This is a genomic window from Longimicrobium sp., assembly GCA_036387335.1.
In the GTDB taxonomy this organism is placed as follows: Bacteria; Gemmatimonadota; Gemmatimonadetes; order Longimicrobiales; family Longimicrobiaceae; genus Longimicrobium.
On sequence record DASVTZ010000105.1, the window covers coordinates 95,062 to 110,697 of the forward strand.

Annotated in this window: 13 protein-coding genes; 8 read left to right on the top strand and 5 right to left on the bottom strand. The window is 71.0% G+C overall.

Translation table 11 applies throughout. The annotated features are described in order from the left end of the window. Window positions 1-62: 62 nt before the first annotated feature. The 3 genes from VF647_09465 to VF647_09475 all read right to left on the bottom strand — a co-directional run bounded on the left by VF647_09465 (window position 63) and on the right by VF647_09475 (window position 5,110). Entirely contained in the window at window positions 63-3,770 is a 3,708-nt protein-coding gene (locus VF647_09465; GenBank protein ID HEX8452312.1) for a PAS domain S-box protein, read from the bottom strand. 1 nt (window position 3,771) lies between these two features. Beyond that, a complete protein-coding gene (locus tag VF647_09470; protein HEX8452313.1) occupies window positions 3,772-4,134 on the bottom strand; it encodes a response regulator in 363 nt (120 codons plus the stop codon). A 604-nt stretch (window positions 4,135-4,738) separates the two neighbouring features. After that, a complete protein-coding gene (locus VF647_09475) occupies window positions 4,739-5,110 on the bottom strand; it encodes an Hpt domain-containing protein (GenBank protein HEX8452314.1) in 372 nt (123 codons plus the stop codon). Between the two features lie 105 nt (window positions 5,111-5,215). Between VF647_09475 and VF647_09480 the strand changes: the two genes are divergently transcribed. Further along, complete coding sequence (locus VF647_09480; GenBank protein ID HEX8452315.1) at window positions 5,216-5,581, top strand: response regulator; 366 nt, start codon at window positions 5,216-5,218, stop codon at window positions 5,579-5,581. 266 nt (window positions 5,582-5,847) lie between these two features. On the opposite strand, the gene VF647_09485 is transcribed toward VF647_09480, so the two are convergent. Further along, a complete protein-coding gene (locus VF647_09485; GenBank protein HEX8452316.1) occupies window positions 5,848-7,875 on the bottom strand; it encodes a PAS domain S-box protein in 2,028 nt (675 codons plus the stop codon). 360 nt (window positions 7,876-8,235) lie between these two features. Between VF647_09485 and VF647_09490 the strand changes: the two genes are divergently transcribed. The 7 genes from VF647_09490 (at window position 8,236) to VF647_09520 (ending at window position 14,770) form a co-directional block, all read left to right on the top strand. Then, complete coding sequence (locus tag VF647_09490; protein HEX8452317.1) at window positions 8,236-8,760, top strand: (2Fe-2S)-binding protein; 525 nt, start codon at window positions 8,236-8,238, stop codon at window positions 8,758-8,760. Continuing rightward, complete coding sequence (locus VF647_09495) at window positions 8,753-9,202, top strand: endonuclease domain-containing protein (protein HEX8452318.1); 450 nt, start codon at window positions 8,753-8,755, stop codon at window positions 9,200-9,202. The genes VF647_09490 and VF647_09495 overlap by 8 nt, the downstream gene beginning before the upstream one ends. Continuing rightward, window positions 9,199-11,700 carry a xanthine dehydrogenase family protein molybdopterin-binding subunit gene (locus VF647_09500; protein HEX8452319.1) on the top strand — a complete coding sequence of 834 codons (2,502 nt, stop codon included), beginning with the start codon at window positions 9,199-9,201 and terminating at the stop codon, window positions 11,698-11,700. Before VF647_09495 ends, VF647_09500 begins: the two co-directional genes overlap by 4 nt. Before the next feature lie 10 nt (window positions 11,701-11,710). After that, window positions 11,711-12,262: a Uma2 family endonuclease gene (locus tag VF647_09505; protein ID HEX8452320.1), complete on the top strand. Its 552-nt coding sequence runs from the start codon at window positions 11,711-11,713 to the stop codon at window positions 12,260-12,262. 61 nt (window positions 12,263-12,323) lie between these two features. After that, window positions 12,324-12,980: a DUF1176 domain-containing protein gene (locus VF647_09510; protein HEX8452321.1), complete on the top strand. Its 657-nt coding sequence runs from the start codon at window positions 12,324-12,326 to the stop codon at window positions 12,978-12,980. 58 nt (window positions 12,981-13,038) lie between these two features. Next, entirely contained in the window at window positions 13,039-13,641 is a 603-nt protein-coding gene (locus tag VF647_09515; protein HEX8452322.1) for an LON peptidase substrate-binding domain-containing protein, read from the top strand. 217 nt (window positions 13,642-13,858) lie between these two features. Continuing rightward, complete coding sequence (locus VF647_09520; protein ID HEX8452323.1) at window positions 13,859-14,770, top strand: N-acetylmuramoyl-L-alanine amidase-like domain-containing protein; 912 nt, start codon at window positions 13,859-13,861, stop codon at window positions 14,768-14,770. Window positions 14,771-14,967: 197 nt separating this feature from the next. Here the strand turns inward: VF647_09520 and VF647_09525 are convergent, their stop codons facing one another. Continuing rightward, on the bottom strand, window positions 14,968-15,534 hold the full coding sequence (locus tag VF647_09525; protein ID HEX8452324.1) for a hypothetical protein: 567 nt from the start codon (window positions 15,532-15,534) through the stop codon (window positions 14,968-14,970). Window positions 15,535-15,636 lie beyond the last annotated feature (102 nt).

Genomic DNA, 15,636 nt, shown 5'->3' on the forward strand with positions numbered 1-15,636 from the left:
TGGAACGTCCGTACGAGGACGTTGCTTCGAGTATCGCACCGTAACCGCCGTTTCGTCAAGCGCTATCCGGCGGGGGCCATCCCGGCCTCCAACCCCGCCCCGGCGAGCACCGGCTCTGGGTCGCGGCGGTGCATGGCGGCCACCACCACCGGCGGCGCCACCCCGCCGCGGCGCGAGCGGTCGTGCAGGGCGCGGATCAGCTCGCGCCCGTCTGGCACCGAGACGGGGGTGTCGAGGAGGACGAGGTCCGGCGAGAAGGTGTCCAGCATGCGCATGGCGGCGCGGGGGTGGGCGGCCATCCGCACCTCGACGCCATCGGCGCGCAGCAGGTCGGCGGCGGCGGTGCGGGCGGCGGGGTCTCCATCCACCACCAGCGCCCGCTGCACGCCACGGGCGAGCGCCCGGCGTAGCGCGGCGAGGAGCGGACCGCGGCCCACCGGCTTGTCCACCAGCTCCGCGGCGCCGTCCAGGTCGCGGCGGCTCTCGCCCGCCAGCACGCTCACCACCACCACGGGGATGTGGCGCAGCTCCGCATCGGCCTGCAGCTCGCGCAGCGTGTTCCAGCCGTTCATCCCCGGCATCAGCAGGTCCAGCGTGATGAGGTCGGGGCGAAGCTCGCGGGCCAGCCGCAGCCCCTCCTCGCCCGACGCCGCGGTGACGGTGCGGCACCCCATCTCCTCCGTGTGATGGGCGAGGAGGATGCGCGAGTCGGCCTCGTCGTCGATCACCAGCACCAGCCGCCCCCCGAAGTCGGCGGCGGCCTCGTCCAGGAACGACGCCTCCACCGGCTCAGCGGGGGCGGCGTGCGCCACCGCGACGGCCGGGGCCACCAGCGACGGCGCCAGCTCGGGCTGCGGCGCGTGCGGCGCCAGGATCACGCTGAACACCGAGCCCACCCCCACCTCACTCCTCACCTGGAGCCGGTACCCCATCAGCTCGCAGAGCGAAGCGGAGATGGCAAGCCCCAGCCCTGTGCCCCCGAACCTGCGCGCCGTCCCCACCTCGGCCTGCTCGAAGGGCTGGAAGATCGCCGTCAGCCGGTCGTGCGGAATGCCGACGCCCGTGTCCGCCACGTCGATGCGCACCGCGCGCCCCGCCGCGTCCGTCGTGACCGCCAGCGTCACGCTGCCGCGCTCGGTGAACTTGAGCGCGTTCCCCACCAGGTTGATCAGCACCTGCTTGAGCTTCACCGGGTCCGCCTGCAGCGTGGCGAGACTCGTGGGCACCATGGCGCGCAGCTCGATGGGACGGTCGCGCACCGCGCCCTGCAGCTCGGTCATGATGCACTTCACCGTCTCGTCCAGCGCCACCGGGGCCAGGTCCACCTCCACCTTGCCGGCCTCCACCTTGGAAAGGTCCAGGATGTCGTTGATCAGCCCCAGCAGGTGCACGCCGTTGCTGGCGATGCGGTCCAGGAAGCCGAGCTCCTGGTCGCCCAGCGCGCCTCGCTTGTTCTTGCGCAGCACGTTGGTGAAGCCGATCACGGAGTTGAGCGGCGTGCGCAGCTCGTGGCTCATCTGCGAGAGGAACTCGCTCTTGGCGCGGTTGGCGGCCTCGGCGCTCTCCTTGGCGCGCACCAGCTCCGCCTCCGCCTGCTTGCGCTCGGTGACGTCTGCGATGAAGCCCTCCAGCGCGACCAGCTCCTCGGTGGCCGAGCGCACGCCCAGCCCCTGCTCCCACACCCAGCGCACCTCGCCCGATGCGGTGAGGATGCGGTACTCCAGCTCGAAGGGGCGCCCCTCGGCCAGCGCGGCCTCCACCTGGCGGCGCACGTACTCCGCGTCGCCCGGGTGCACCAGCGATGCGTAGGAGACCGTCCCGCCCGGCACCAGCTCGGCCGGGGTGTAGCCGGTGAGGGCGGTGGCGCCGCCGCTCACGAACTCCATCGGCCACCCCGCGCCCTCGTTCCGGCGGCGGTAGGCCATCCCGGGAAGGTTGCGCATGAGCGTGGCGAGCATGCGCTGGCTCTCGCCGAGCGCTTCCTTGGCGGCGCGGCTGGCGGTGATGTCGCGCGAGTTGACCACCACGCCGCCGACCGCCGGGTGCTCCAGCAGGTTGGTGCCGCGGGCGCCCAGCCACCGCCACGAGCCGTCCTTGTGCAGGAAGCGGAAGGGGACCTCGTGGCTCGTGCCCGGCTGGCTGAGGATCTCTCCGAAGACGGCGAGCACCGCGCCCACGTCTTCGGGGTGGATCAGCTCGAAGGCGTTGCGGCCCCGCAGCTCCTCGCCCTCGTAGCCGAAGAGCTCGTACACGGCCGGGCTCTCGTATCGGAACATCCCCTGGATGTCGAGGATGGTGATGAGGTCGGAAGCCTTCTCGATCAGCGCGCGGAAGTACTCCTCCTTGCGGCGCAGCTCTTCCTGGCCGCGCCGGCGCTCGCTGATGTCGTGAAGGAACGCGGTGAAGATCTGCGACCCGCCCACGCGGATGGGCGTCACCGTCATCTCCACGGGAAAGGTGCTGCCGTCGCGGTGGATGGCCGGCACCTCCACGCGGCGGTTGAGGATCGGCCCCTCGCCCGTCTGGAAGAGGTGCGCCATTCCGCGCCGGTGTGCCTCGCGGTGCTCCGGGGGGACGATCAGCTCGGACACGCAGCGGCCCTTCGCCTCCTCGCGCGTCCACCCGAAGGTGAGCTCTGCGCAGGCGTTCCAGTCCGTCACGCGCCCCTCCGCGTCCATCGCCACGAAGGCGTCGTGCGCGGACTCCACGATGCGGCGGGTGCGCTCCTCGCTCTGGCGCAGCCCTTCCTGTGCGTGCGCGCGCTCGGCCACGCGGCCCATCTGCGTCCCCACGTGGCGCATCACGTCCAGCACCGCGGCGTCCGGCTCGCGGTTGCTTTCCGTAAAGAACTCCAGCACGGCCGCCACCTTGCCGCGCGCCTGCACGGGAAAGGCGAATGCGCCGTGCAGTCCGCACTCCGCGGCGGCGCTGGCCCGCATGAAGCCGGGGTCGCTGGCCACGTCCACCCCCCACGCCGGCTCGCCTGTGGCCAGCGCGCGCCCCGGCAGCCCCTCGCCCGGTGCGAAGCGCGCCGCCTCGGACGCTTCGCGGAACGACGCGTAGCGCTCCGCCTCGTCCAGGTGCCAGATGCGCCCCGACACCAGCCCGCCCGCGACGTCCACGAAGCATGCGTGCCCCACCGGCCACCCCGTGTACGTGCAGACCCGCTCCAGGCACGCCGCGACCGCCTCCTCCACGCTGGCGGCCTGGTTGGCGTCGTCGGCCACGCCGCGCAGCAGCTCCAGCAGCTCGTTGCGGCGGCTGAGGGCCTGCTCGGCGGCGCGCCTCTCCTGCAGGTCGCGCCGCAGCCGGATCTCGGCGGCCACGGAGGCGGCCAGCGCCTCCAGCGTCTCCGCATGCTCGGCGGTCCAGGCGCGGGGGCGCTGGTCCACCACGCACAGCGTGCCCAGCACGTGCCCGTCCTGGGTGCGCAGCGGGGCGCCCAGGTACGCGATCGACTCGTAGTACGACGCCGTCAGCGGGTGCACGCGCGCGTCCTCGATGGCCAGCGTCTCCCCCGCCGCCACGGTGTGCCGGCAGTACGAGGTGCTGACGGGCGACTCGCGGGTGTCGCAGAGAGGGGCGGCCAGCCCCACCTGACTCTTGAAGAACTGCCGCTCCGCGTCAACGAGCGACACCAGCGCGACGGGCGTGTCCAGCAGGCGCGCGGCCAGGCGGGTGAGGCGGTCGAAGGCTTCCTCGGGCGGGGAGTCCAGCAGCCCGGTGGCGCGCAACTCGGCGAGGCGCGCGGGGTCGAGTACCGCGTTCATTTCATGCGACATGGCGCTTGATCGCTCCCAGCAGGAGCTCCTCGTCGATGATGGGCTTGGTGACGTAGTCGTCGAAGCCGGCGTCCAGGAAGCGGTCGCGGTCGCCGCTCATGGCGTGCGCCGTCAATGCGATGACGGGAAGCCCACGCAGCGCCTCGTCCGTGCGCAGGATGCGGAGCACCTCCACGCCATCCAGCCCGGGAAGGGAGATGTCGAGGAGCACCAGGTCCGGCTGCTCGCGCCGGATCCCGTCCAGCGCCTCGGGACCGTCCGGGTACTCGGTCACGCAGTACTCCCCGTCGAGGAGCGCCTGCACGAGCATGCGGTTGTCCGGATTGTCTTCGACCAGGGCGATGTTCTTCATGGCGGGGCTGCGTTTCTGCGGGGAAGTGATTCGTGGCGCTTTTCCCCAAGGCGATCTCCGCGCCATCCCGGACCGTTTCGCTAACCTGTTGCGCGGGTGAGGCTTGCGCGTTGCGGCGCGAGGGAGGCGGGGACGGCGGAGCGTCTACGATCTGTACGGCTGTGGGAGGTCGAGACGCGGAAAACGGCGGTGGGGGGGCGGATGGGGGGCGGGTGTTCAGCTTTCGTACGGCGTCAGGGGGGGGAGAGAGCCGGAGGAGGCCGGCGGTTGAAACCGCTGCAACAACCGCGGGAAGCCTGCCTTCGCAGGCTCCGGGCGGGATCGGTGCGGGGGGCGCGCCGCGGCGGCGGACGCGTGCCGGGGGCTAAAGCCCCCGGCTGGAACTACGCGAAGGCGGCTGAAGCCGGCTCGTGCGGGCGGGACGGATGGGAGCAGCGGTGGTTGGTGAGTACGGAAATTTCCGGTCCGACATTTTCCGTACCCTCGTTGCAACGATTATCGGAAGTGATGACGGACAAGCCCCCTCTCTCGATAACGGCGAGGGCGGAGCCCTCTCCTGTTATCGGGAGAGGGGGCAGCGAGGAACGAGCGGGGGTGAGGGCCCTCACATCCCACCTCCCTCCGCATCGTACAGCCACGCGCGGAACCGCTCCAGCTCGTTCGCCAGGGTGTGCACCAGGGGGACGAGCGACGAGCTCTCGCCGGATTCGGCGCGGTGCTCGGCGTCCTGGCAGAGGCGCTGCACGGTAACGGCGCCGAGCTGGCCGGCGCTGGACTTGAGGGTGTGGGCGACCTTGCGCACCTCCTCCGCGTCGCCGCGCTGGGCGGCGGCGAGGGCGGCGGCGATCTGGGCGGGGGCGCGGGCCAGGAACATCTCCACGATCTGCGTGCGGAGCGCGTCGCCGCCCCAGCGGTGGAGCCGCTCCAGCGCGGCGGGGTCTCCCGGCGATTCCACGCGGAATGGGTCTTCAGTCATAGGTTCCGGCATCCTGGCTTGACAATGCGGGGGCGCGTGACGAACGTGCTCGGCTCCCCGCCGCGTGCGGGAAAATTATCGGGGAAGGTACCGCATGGCGAGACGATGAAGATTCTGGTTGCGGACGACGATCCGCTGATCGTACAGATCCTCCGCGCGGGGCTGCGTGCCCAGGGGTGGGACGTGGTCGTGGCCGCGGACGCCATGCAGGTGTCGATGTTCGCCATGAACGCCGCTCCCGACGCGATCCTGCTGGACATCAACATGCCCGGCGGCACGGGTGTCACGGCCCTCAAGCGCCTCAAGCAGTCGGTGAAGACGGCACACATCCCCGTCGTCGTGCTGAGCGGCACCACCGATCCACAGATCCCCGACACCGTGCGCGAAATGGGCGCCCAGACCTTTCTGCCGAAGCCGGTGGACCTGGACGAGGTGGTGCGGGTGCTGAACGGGCTGCTGGGCACGGGCTGAAGGAAGTGCGTTAGTGCGTTAGTGCGTTAGTGCGGGTGGACGGCGCGTTGCCTCGGTTTGTCATCCCGAGCGACGCGCTTCTCCGTTCTGGCCCGTGCCGCGAACCGCGGCGCGGAGCGAAGGATCTACTGCGCGTACCGAGAACCCGTGGTCACCCGCAGGCCTCCTGCCTCACGGGCTAGATCCTTCGGTCGCCGCGCAAGTATGGTGTGCACGGCGGCGGCGGGTGGGCGGCTCCCTCAGGATGACATGAACGCACGTACGCACTAACGCACTAACGCACTTCCATCCAGCACCCGCCGCACGGCGTGCAGCAGCGTCGACGGGTCGAACGGCTTCTGGAGGAAGGCCATGCCGTCGTCGAGCACGCCGTGGTGGACGATGGCGTCGTCGGTGTAGCCGGAGGTGAAGAGGACGCCGGCTTCAGGACGCAGCGACGCCATGCGCTCGGCGACTTCGCGGCCGCTCATCCCCGGCATCACCACGTCGGTCACCAGCAGGTGGATGGGGCCGGGGTGCGCCTCCGCCACGGTGAGCGCCTCGGCGCCGGCGGCGGCGGCGAGCACGGTGTAGCCGGCGCGGGTGAGTACGCGATGGCCCAGGCGGCGCACGCTCTCCTCGTCCTCCACCAGCAGGATCGTCTCGGTGCCGCCGCGAAGTTCGCCGCCGCGGGCGGGGCCCTGCGGCGCGGGCACGCCGTCCACGCGGGGAAGGTAGACCTTGAAGCTGGTTCCCCGCCCCACCTCGCTGTACACCCACACGTGCCCGCCGCTCTGGTGCACGATCCCGTACACGGTCGCCAGCCCCAGCCCCGTTCCCCGCCCCGGCTCCTTGGTGGTGAAGAACGGGTCGAAGGCGCGCGCCCGCGTCTCGGCGTCCATCCCCTGCCCGGAGTCGCTCACCGCCACCATCACGTACGCCCCCGGCTTCACCGAGGGGTGGCGGCGGGCGTAGTCCTCGTCCAGCCAGACGTTGCGCGTCTCCACCGTCAGCTTGCCGCCACCGGGCATGGCGTCGCGGGCGTTCAGGGCCAGGTTCATCAGCACCTGCTCCATCTGCCCGGGGTCCGCGCGCACGGCGCCCAGCCCGGGGTCGGCGCTGGTGCGGAAGTCGATGTCCTCGCCCAGCAGGCGGCGCAGGAGCCGGTCGGCGCGCGCTACGGTGTCGTTCAGGTCCACCACGCGCATCTGCAGCACCTGGCGGCGGCTGAAGGCGAGGAGCTGCTGTGTCAGCTCGGCGGCGCGCCCGCTCACCGTCTCGATCTCCTCCAGGTCCTCCCGCATCGGGCTCCCCTCCGGGAGGTCGATGAGGAGGAGCTGCGCGTTTCCCTTGATGACGGTGAGCAGGTTGTTGAAGTCGTGCGCCACGCCCCCCGCAAGCCGCCCCACCGTCTCCATCTTCTGCGCCTGCTGCAGGTCGTACTGGCTCTGGCGAAGCGCTTCCTCGGCCCGCCTGCGCTCGGTGGTGTCCTCCATGATCCCGACGGTGAAGCAGGGGGCGCCCGCCGCGTCCCGCACCAGCGACACGTTCAGGTGGGTCCACAGGATGGCGCCGTCGCTGCGGAAGTAGCGCTTCTCCACCTGGTAGTGCGTGCACTCGCCCGCCACCAGGTCGCCGAACAGCTCCCAGTCCGCCGCCACGTCCTCCGGGTGGGTGATCTGGCTGAAGAGCATCTCGTGGAGCTCTTCGGCGGAGTAGCCCAGCATCGACTGGAGGGCGCGGTTGGTGCGCACCAGGCGGCCGTGCAGGTCCACGATGGCCATCCCCACCGCCGCCTCGTCGAAGAGGGCGCGGAGCTGCGATTCGCTGGCGCGCAGCGACTCCTCGGTGCGCAGGCGCTCCGCCCGGTCGCTCCGCGCGTCGAACTCGCTGGAGACCGCCACGGCCAGGTCGCGCAGCATCGCCACTTCGTCGCCGGTCCACTCGCGCGGCCCTGGAGCGGTCACGCAGAGCGAGCCCAGCGTCTCCCCATCCGCGCCGGTGAGGGGGACTCCGGCGTAGGCCACCACGCCGTACTCGGCCACCGCGGGGTTGTGCCTCAGCACGGGATGCTGGCGCGCGTCGGCCACGACCAGCGGCTCGCCGGTCTCCACCACGTACCGGCAGAAGGAGTGCGACAGCGGCGAGTGGCGGCCGGCGGGGTGCGGCCCATCGCCGGCGCACCCCCTGAAGATCTGCCGCGCGCCGTCGATCACCGTCACCATCCCCGCGGGCGCGCGAAGGAGCCGCGCGGCCAGCCGGGCGAAGCGGTCGAACGCCTCGTCACCGCCGGCCGCCTGCTCTGGATCCGGCATGGACTCGTGAAGAGGTGCGGTATCGATCATGCCTCCCAGTGCGGGGAGGTACGGGTTTGCTGTCATCTATTCCTGCGTGGAAAAGCGGTGCTGGTTGAGTCCGCGAGATTCGGCGTCAAGCGTGAGTGTAGTGGTGGTTCAGCACGGATCGGGCCAGGTTGTACAGACCGTATGCACTTGCTCCCCGGTCACCCACCGCCGGTTCCGCAGGGCGCGAAAGGCGCGTCGCACCGCCGGCGGCACCGTCTTGCGGCCCGTGAAACGGAGAGCGCCGGGGGATGGCGTACAAGCCGTTGACACGCTTACTTCTACGGTCTAGCGTTACTCGAGCCCCGCGCACCCGTCACCCGTGCCCCGCCCATGAAGGACCTGCTCACCCTACGCGTAAACGGCGACGTGCACGAGGTGGCCGTCCCCACGCACTGGACGCTCCTGGAAGCGCTGCGCTACGCCGTGGGGCTCACCGGCAGCAAGCAGGGGTGCGACAAGGGCGACTGCGGCGCGTGCACCGTGTGGGTGGACGGCGTGCCGACGCTCTCGTGCATCACCCCCGTCTACGAGGGTGTAGGCCACGAGGTGAGGACGGTGGAGGGCCTCGCCGGCTTCCGCACGCCGCCGGGGACGCCGCACCCGCTGCAGGACGCCTTCGACCTGTGCGGCGCCGCGCAGTGCGGCTTCTGTACGCCGGGGATCCTGATGAGTGCGGCGGCGCTGCTGGAAGAGAACACGGCCCCCACGCGTGACGAGATCCGCGAGGCGCTCTCCGGCAACCTGTGCCGGTGCACCGGCTACACCAAGATCCTGGACGCGGTGGAGATGGCGGCCGGGCGCATGGTCCCCCCCACCCCCGGCGGCGTAGGGGAGGGGAGCACTCCGCGTGCGTAAGGAAGATCGGAACCGTTGGGTGGTCTCGCCGGCGCTCAAGGCCAGGATGACGGAGGTGGCGCGGGGCTTCCGCAAGGCGCCCACCCCCCAGCGAGGCGATCCTCTGGCGGGCGTTGCGGGGAGAGGCGCTGGACGGCGCAAGTTCCGGCGCCAGCAGCCGATCGGTCCGTTCATCGTGGACTTCTACTGCTCCACCGAGCGCCTGATCGTCGAAGTGGACGGCGGCGTGCACGAGACGCAGCGCGAGCGTGATTCCGAGCGCCAGGCGCTGCTGGAGTCCCTGGATCTCCGCTTCGTTCGCCTGCCCGCCGTCATAGTCGAGACCAACCTGCCCGCCGCGCTCCGCGCGATAGGCCGGGCATTCACGAGCAGTTCTCCCCTCCCCCACCCCGCCCCCCTTGTGGGGGAGGGGCCGGGGGAGGGGGGTACGGAGGCCGCATGAGCACTGATCCGCAGGAGTTCGAGAGCGCCCGCGGCGGCGTGCCGCTGGACGAGCCGGAGGTCGCCGAGCGTGGCACCCCGGTGATCGACCACGCCCCCTCGCACGCCGGCGAGCCGGTGGACGACGTGGACGAGGCGGAGGAGAGCGCGCCGCTGAACGTCATCGGGAGCCGGCAGCGCAAGACGGACGGGTTGGAGAAGTCCACCGGCCGCGCGCGCTACACCGACGACCTGGCGTTCCCCGGGATGCTGCACGGCAAGATCCTGCGCTCGCCGCACCCGCACGCCCGCATCGTCAGCATCGACGCGTCGCGGGCGCTGGCGCTCCCGGGCGTGCACGCGGTGGTCACCGGCGACGAGATGCCGATCCCGTTCGGCATCATCGTGTGGACGCCGGACGAGCAGGCGCTCGCCACCGAAAAGGTGCGCTACATCGGCGACGCGGTGGCGGCGGTGGCGGCCGTGGATGAGGACACGGCCAACCGCGCGCTGGGCCTCATCCGTGTGGAGTACGAGGTGCTGGAGGCGATCCTCGATCCCTTCGAGTCCGCGCGCCGCACCGACGTGCAGATCCACGAGGCCAAGAAGGCGGGCCACAACGGCAACATCTCCAAGATCGTAAAGCTGGACTTCGGCGAGGTGGACCGCGGGCTGGCCGAGAGCGACCTGGTGATCGGGGGCGAGTACTTCTTCGAGGGGACCACGCACACCCCCATCGAGCCGCACTGCGCCATCGGGCAGTGGGAGGAGGGCGGCGCGCCGGGCGGGCGGCTGACGGTGTGGTCGTCCACGCAGGTGCCGCACTACCTGCACCGCGAGCTGGCCAAGGTGCTGGAGCTGCATCCCGCCAAGGTGCGCGTGGTGCAGCCGCACGTGGGCGGCGGCTTCGGCGGCAAGAGCGAGCCGTTCGACCTGGAGTTCTGCGTCGCCAAGCTGGCGATGAAGACGGGGCGCCCCGTCAAGATCCTGTACACTCGCGAGGAGGTGTTCCTGGCCCACCGCGGCCGGCACCCCTTCCACATGAAGTACCGGGTGGGCGCCACCGCCGATGGCAAGCTCAAGGCGGTGGACGCGAAGACGCTGCTGGACGGCGGCGCGTACTCGTCGTTCGGGCTGGTGACGACGTACTACAGCGGCCAGCTCCTGGCCGCGCCGTACGAGATCCCGGCGTACCGCTTCGACAGCACGCGCGTCTTCACCAACAAGCCGGCGTGCGGCCCCAAGCGCGGACACGGCAGCGTGCAGCCGCGCTTCGCCTTCGAAGTCACGCTCGACAAGCTGGCCGAGCGGCTGCGCATCGACCCCATCGAGCTGCGCCGCCGCAACTTCATGGGGAGCTTCCGGCGGACCGTGAACGAGCTGCGCGTGACCTCCAACGGCTTCATGGAGTGCCTGGACTCGGTGGAGGCGGCGAGCGGGTGGCGGGAGCGGCGCGGGAAGCTGGGCTTCGGGCGCGGGCTGGGGGTGGCGGGATCGTGCTACATCAGCGGCACCAACTACCCCATCTACCCCAACCGTATGCCGCAGTCCGCCGTGCAGCTCCAGGTGGACCGCTCGGGGCGCGTGGCCGTCTTCAGCGGCGCGTCGGACATCGGGCAGGGCTCCACCTCGCTGGTGGCGTACATCGTCTGCGAGGAGCTGGGCGTGCCGCTGGACCACGTGCGCGTCCTCCCCTCGGACACGGACTTCACGCCGGTCGACCTGGGAAGCTACTCCAGCCGCGTGACCTTCATGCTGGGGAACGCGTGCATCGACGCCGCGCGCAAGCTCAAGGCGCAGGTGCAGGAGGCGGTGGGCGAGGAGTGGGGCGTATCCCCCAAGCGCGTCCTCCTGGCCGGCGGCCGCGCGATGGACGCGCGCGACACGGGGCGCAACATCTCCATCGTCGAGGCGTTCAACCTGGCCGAGGCGAAGCACGGCACCCTCGGATCAGTTGGCTCCTACAACACTCCGCGCGACGTGCACGGCGAGTACCGCGGCGGCACCATCGGCGCGTCGCCGGCCTACTCCTTTACCGCGCACGTGGCGGAGGTGGAGGTGGACGTGGAGACCGGCTTCGTGGACGTGAAGTCGATCTGGATCGCGCACGACTGCGGGCGCGCGCTGAACCCCACCATCGTCGAGGGGCAGATCGAGGGCTCGGCGTACATGGGCTTCGGCGAGGCGCTGATGGAGGAGCACGTCTTCAAGGACGCGGACCATGGGCGCGCGGGGCTGCACAACGCGCCCTCGCTCCTGGACTACCGCGTCCCCACCTCGCTGGACACGCCGGAGATGACGGCGCTGATCGTGGAATCGATCGACCCGGAGGGCCCGTACGGCGCCAAGGAGGCGGGCGAGGGTCCGCTGCACTCCACCATCCCCGCCATCGCCAACGCCATCTACGACGCGGTGGGCGTGCGCATGGACTCGCTTCCCTTCTCGCCCCCCCGCGTCTGGCGCGCCCTGCAGCAGAAGGCCGCACAAGCGCACGAGCCCGAGCGCATCGCCGCAGACTGAGAGCGACTCGATGAAGATCCTGAAGCTGCCTCGCGAAGCTACGGTTGAAGACCTTTACGAGCTCGATCAGAAGGGGGAGCTCGTCAACGGAGAGATCGTTCTGATGACGCCGACGGGATTTCTGCCGCACCGTGCGGCGCTGAACGTCACCTTCCACCTACGGGCGCTCGAGGCGGAGCGCGCCGGCTACGCCATCGGCGACGGTGCGGCGTTCGTGGTGGATCTTCCGAGCCGCAAGTCGTTCAGCCCGGATGCCGCATGGTACACCGGCGAGCCCACCGGCGGCCGATTCATGCAGGGTGCCCCCGAGTTCGCCGTGGAGGTGCGCAGCGAGGGCGACTACGGTCTGCGCGCCGAGCGCGAGCTTATGGCGAAGCGCGCCGACTACTTCGCTGCCGGAACGCAGGTGGTGTGGGACGTGGATGTGCTGCGCGATGAGGTGATTCGCGTGTTCAGGGCGACCGAGCCGGACACGCCCGTGATCTACCATCGCGGCGAGACGGCGGAGGCGGAGCCCGCGGTACCCGGCTGGCGCTTTCTCGTCAATAATCTGTGGCTCTGACGCTGGCCCGGACGTAAACACCCCCTCCCGATCGTGCCGCTTCCCACCACCCCCCAGGACCATGCGAGCACTTGCACGGGTAGCAGCGCTAGCCGCACTCTCCGCCTGCTCGGCCAATGCGCCGGAGCAGGAGGAGGCTGCGCAGGGCTCCCCGCGAGCGGCACAAAGCTCCACCCCGGTAGCGCAGGTTGCGGCGCTTCCAGGCATAGAGGACCGGGCCGGGTGGCGTGCGCTCCTTGGCTGGGGAGAGGACTGCGAGGAGCGCCGCAGCGCGACGGCGGCCGCCGAGATGGGCGCCGGACTCGAGGTGGATACGCTCGGCGAGGGGCGCTACCTCGTACAGGTGCTGTGTTACCCGGGCGCATACCAGCCCGGGAAGCTCGTCTTCGTCCAGGGGCCGGGCCGCTCGTCCGCCCCGCTGCGCCTTCCGGGCGACGGCGAGGAAATCTCCCCCGAAGACTCCATCCCGTACGTGAACGGCATCACCGAGTTCGACCGCGCCACGAGAGAGCTGGAGGTCTTTTCGAAGTCGCGCGGAATCGGTGACTGCGGCAAGCTCGTCCGCTTCGCCTTCCCGCGCGGTGTTCCCACGGTGAAGTGGCAGCGCGGCCAGGGGTGCGGGGACGCGGACCCGCCCATCATGGAGCCGCATGAGTGGCCGCTCATCCCGCCCGGCTCGGGCGCAGCGCCGGGAGCTGGAGGTACGGCGGGTCTTTGAGGATGCGGGGGCATTCCGCGCGGAGTGCAGCACGACTTACGAGCGACCTGGAGCCTTCATGCGCCGCCTTCCGCTCTTTCCGCTGCCGGTGGTGCTCTTTCCAGGCGGGCCGATGCCGCTGCACATCTTTGAGCCGCGGTACAGGCAGATGATGGCGCACTGCGTGGAGGGCGACCGCACGTTCGGGCTGGTGTACCACGATCCGGACCGCGCGGGGCCGTACGTCGTGGAGCCCGGCCACGTGGGATGCACGGCAAAGATCCTCAACTACCAGCCGCTCCCCGATGGGCGCTCGCTGGTGCTCGTTCGCGGCGGAGAGCGGTTCGAGGTGGAGGACGGCATCGAGTCGCCCAACCTGTACTGGGAGTGCGTCGCCGTGCCGTACGCGGACGAGGACGCGGCGGAGTTCGGGCTGATGGAGCACCGGCGCCGCTCCATCGAGCTCTTTTACGATGTGCTGGACCAGGTCGTCCGCCATCCGCGGCCCTTCCCGGAGATCGATGCGGAGGAGGAGACGGCGTTCCAGCTTGCGCAGGCGATCCGCGTGGATCCCGCGTGGCAGCAGCGCCTCTTGGAGCTCCGCTCCGAGCGCGAGCGGCTGGACCATCTCGATCACCTTCTTCGCTCCGTGCTCGAGGCCGGCCCAGATGACGAGGATTGATGCAATGCCGGCATCCTTTGGCCTCACGCGGAGACGCGGAGACGCAGAGAAGAGCGACGGCCTCACACAGAGAACACAGAGGGAACTGAAAGCCACAGAGAAAAACTTTGCTGTTCTTTCTCTGTGCCTCTGTGTCTCTGTGTGGGCCTGCTTTTCTTCGCGTCTCCGCGCCTCCGCGTGAGATGCAGTTTACACCCTTTCCCCCGCGCAGAACCCAATGATCGACTCGCATGACTCGATAGGCCGCCGCGAGATGCTGCGGCGCGCGATGTTGGCGGCGGGGGCGCTGGTGGCCCACCCGCTGTTCGGCTCCGCGACGACGCCCGCGGACGACCGCGCGCGGCTGGCGAGCTGGGTGCGCACCCTGCGCGCGGAGCGGCTCACGACGTCGCGCGTGCCGCTGGGGCGCGCCGTGGCCCGCGTGGGCGAGCTGTCGCTCGGGTCGCCGTACGTGGCCGGGATGCTGGACGCGTACGCCAAGGAGGGCGGAGACCCGCGCAGCGAGCCCCTCACGCTGGACCTGTCGCGCTTCGACTGCGTGCTGCTGGTGGAAGGGTGCCTGGCGGTGGCGCGTGCGGCGCAGGGGCAGGGGCGGTGGAGCGACTTCGCCCGCGAGGTGGAGCGGATGCGCTACCGCGGCGGCGTGAGGAACGGGTACGCCAGCCGCCTGCACTACTTCAGCGAGTGGATACAGGACAACGCCCGCCGCGGCCTGCTGCGCGACCTGGGCGCGGAGCTGGGCGGCTCCCGCGACGAGCGCCCGCTGCGCTTCATGACGGAGCACCGCTCCAGCTACCCCGCCCTGCGCGACGACGCCACCTTTCAGGCCATCGCCGAGCGCGAGCGCGCGCTGGACTCCATGCGCCGCACCGTGATCCCCACCGACCGGATCGCGGCGGTGCAGAACCGCATCCAGACGGGCGACGTGCTCGCCTTCGCCACGCGCATCGCCGGGCTGGACGCGACGCACACGGGGTTCGCGTACCGCGATCGCGCGGGGGTGATGCGCGTGCTGCACGCCCCGCTCTCCGGCGGCGCGGTGGAGGTGAGCCGCCGGACTTTGCCGGAGTACGTGGCCGCCATCCGCAACGCCACCGGGATCATGGTGGCGAGGCCGCTGCGGGGGTAGGGGCGGTCTTTGTGAGGACGGGCAGGGTTCGATTGCGCGGAGGACGGGTTCGACGATGCGGAGGGCACGGGCAGCCACGTGGGGCTGCCCCTACAGGGCTTTGGTGCGGAAGGGCGAGGATCGGGGTGGGGGAGAGGGCGGGCGTGATGAATCACGCCCCTACGAGGGTGTCGTAGGGGCGTGAGGTGGAGCGGGGGTCAGCGGGTGCGGACGGTGAGGCCGACGGTGGTGGCGCCGTCGGGGTCGACGCTGACGCGGGCGGCGGCGGGGGGCTGGAACTCCTGCCACTCCTCCCGCGCCAGCGCCCATCCCAGCGCCCCGCCGATGGCGCCCCCCAGCACCGCCCCGCTCGCCGCGGCGACGGCCGTGGTGCCGGGGATCTCCCAGCGGTCGCCCGATACGGATGTGGCCAGGAGGGGGCCGCTCACCAGCCCCGCGGCGCCCAGCGAGATGGCCCCCATGCGCGCGCCGCGCCACGCGGTGTGCTGGCGGCGCACACCCAGGCTCCGCGCCAGCCCGCGCACGTCGGCGAAGGGGATCGTGCGCTCCACCCCGGTGCCCCGCTGGCGAACCGTGAGGCCCTGCCACTCGTAGGCGGTCAGCACCCCCGTGAAGGGGCCCTCCCCCTGGTCCGGCGTGATTACGCGCACGGTGTCGCCCACTACCAGCGCGCGGACGCGGCTGTGCTGCGCGTGGGCCGCGCCCGGCACGGCGGCCAGGAGGAGAAGGACTGCAAGAAAGCGGTTCGAGATCGTCTTCGTCATCGGGAGAGCGGCGGGTTGAGCGGCGTGCGAGCCCGTATGGTGGCGCACGAAACGAGCCCGGGCAAGGGCAACGGACTCGCCACGTGCTTCCGCGGCGGGTCC

Bases quoted from the DNA above. Each gene is read 5' to 3' on its own strand.
- VF647_09500 (HEX8452319.1), top strand. From the start codon at position 9,199: ATGAGCACTGATCCGCAGGAGTTCGAGAGCGCCCGCGGCGGCGTGCCG.
- VF647_09525 (HEX8452324.1), bottom strand. From the start codon at position 15,534: ATGACGAAGACGATCTCGAACCGCTTTCTTGCAGTCCTTCTCCTCCTG.
- VF647_09485 (HEX8452316.1), bottom strand. From the start codon at position 7,875: ATGCCGGATCCAGAGCAGGCGGCCGGCGGTGACGAGGCGTTCGACCGC.
- VF647_09470 (HEX8452313.1), bottom strand. From the start codon at position 4,134: ATGAAGAACATCGCCCTGGTCGAAGACAATCCGGACAACCGCATGCTC.
- VF647_09480 (HEX8452315.1), top strand. From the start codon at position 5,216: ATGAAGATTCTGGTTGCGGACGACGATCCGCTGATCGTACAGATCCTC.
- VF647_09510 (HEX8452321.1), top strand. From the start codon at position 12,324: ATGCGAGCACTTGCACGGGTAGCAGCGCTAGCCGCACTCTCCGCCTGC.
- VF647_09505 (HEX8452320.1), top strand. From the start codon at position 11,711: ATGAAGATCCTGAAGCTGCCTCGCGAAGCTACGGTTGAAGACCTTTAC.
- VF647_09515 (HEX8452322.1), top strand. From the start codon at position 13,039: ATGCGCCGCCTTCCGCTCTTTCCGCTGCCGGTGGTGCTCTTTCCAGGC.
- VF647_09520 (HEX8452323.1), top strand. From the start codon at position 13,859: ATGATCGACTCGCATGACTCGATAGGCCGCCGCGAGATGCTGCGGCGC.
- VF647_09475 (HEX8452314.1), bottom strand. From the start codon at position 5,110: ATGACTGAAGACCCATTCCGCGTGGAATCGCCGGGAGACCCCGCCGCG.
- VF647_09465 (HEX8452312.1), bottom strand. From the start codon at position 3,770: ATGAACGCGGTACTCGACCCCGCGCGCCTCGCCGAGTTGCGCGCCACC.
- VF647_09490 (HEX8452317.1), top strand. From the start codon at position 8,236: ATGAAGGACCTGCTCACCCTACGCGTAAACGGCGACGTGCACGAGGTG.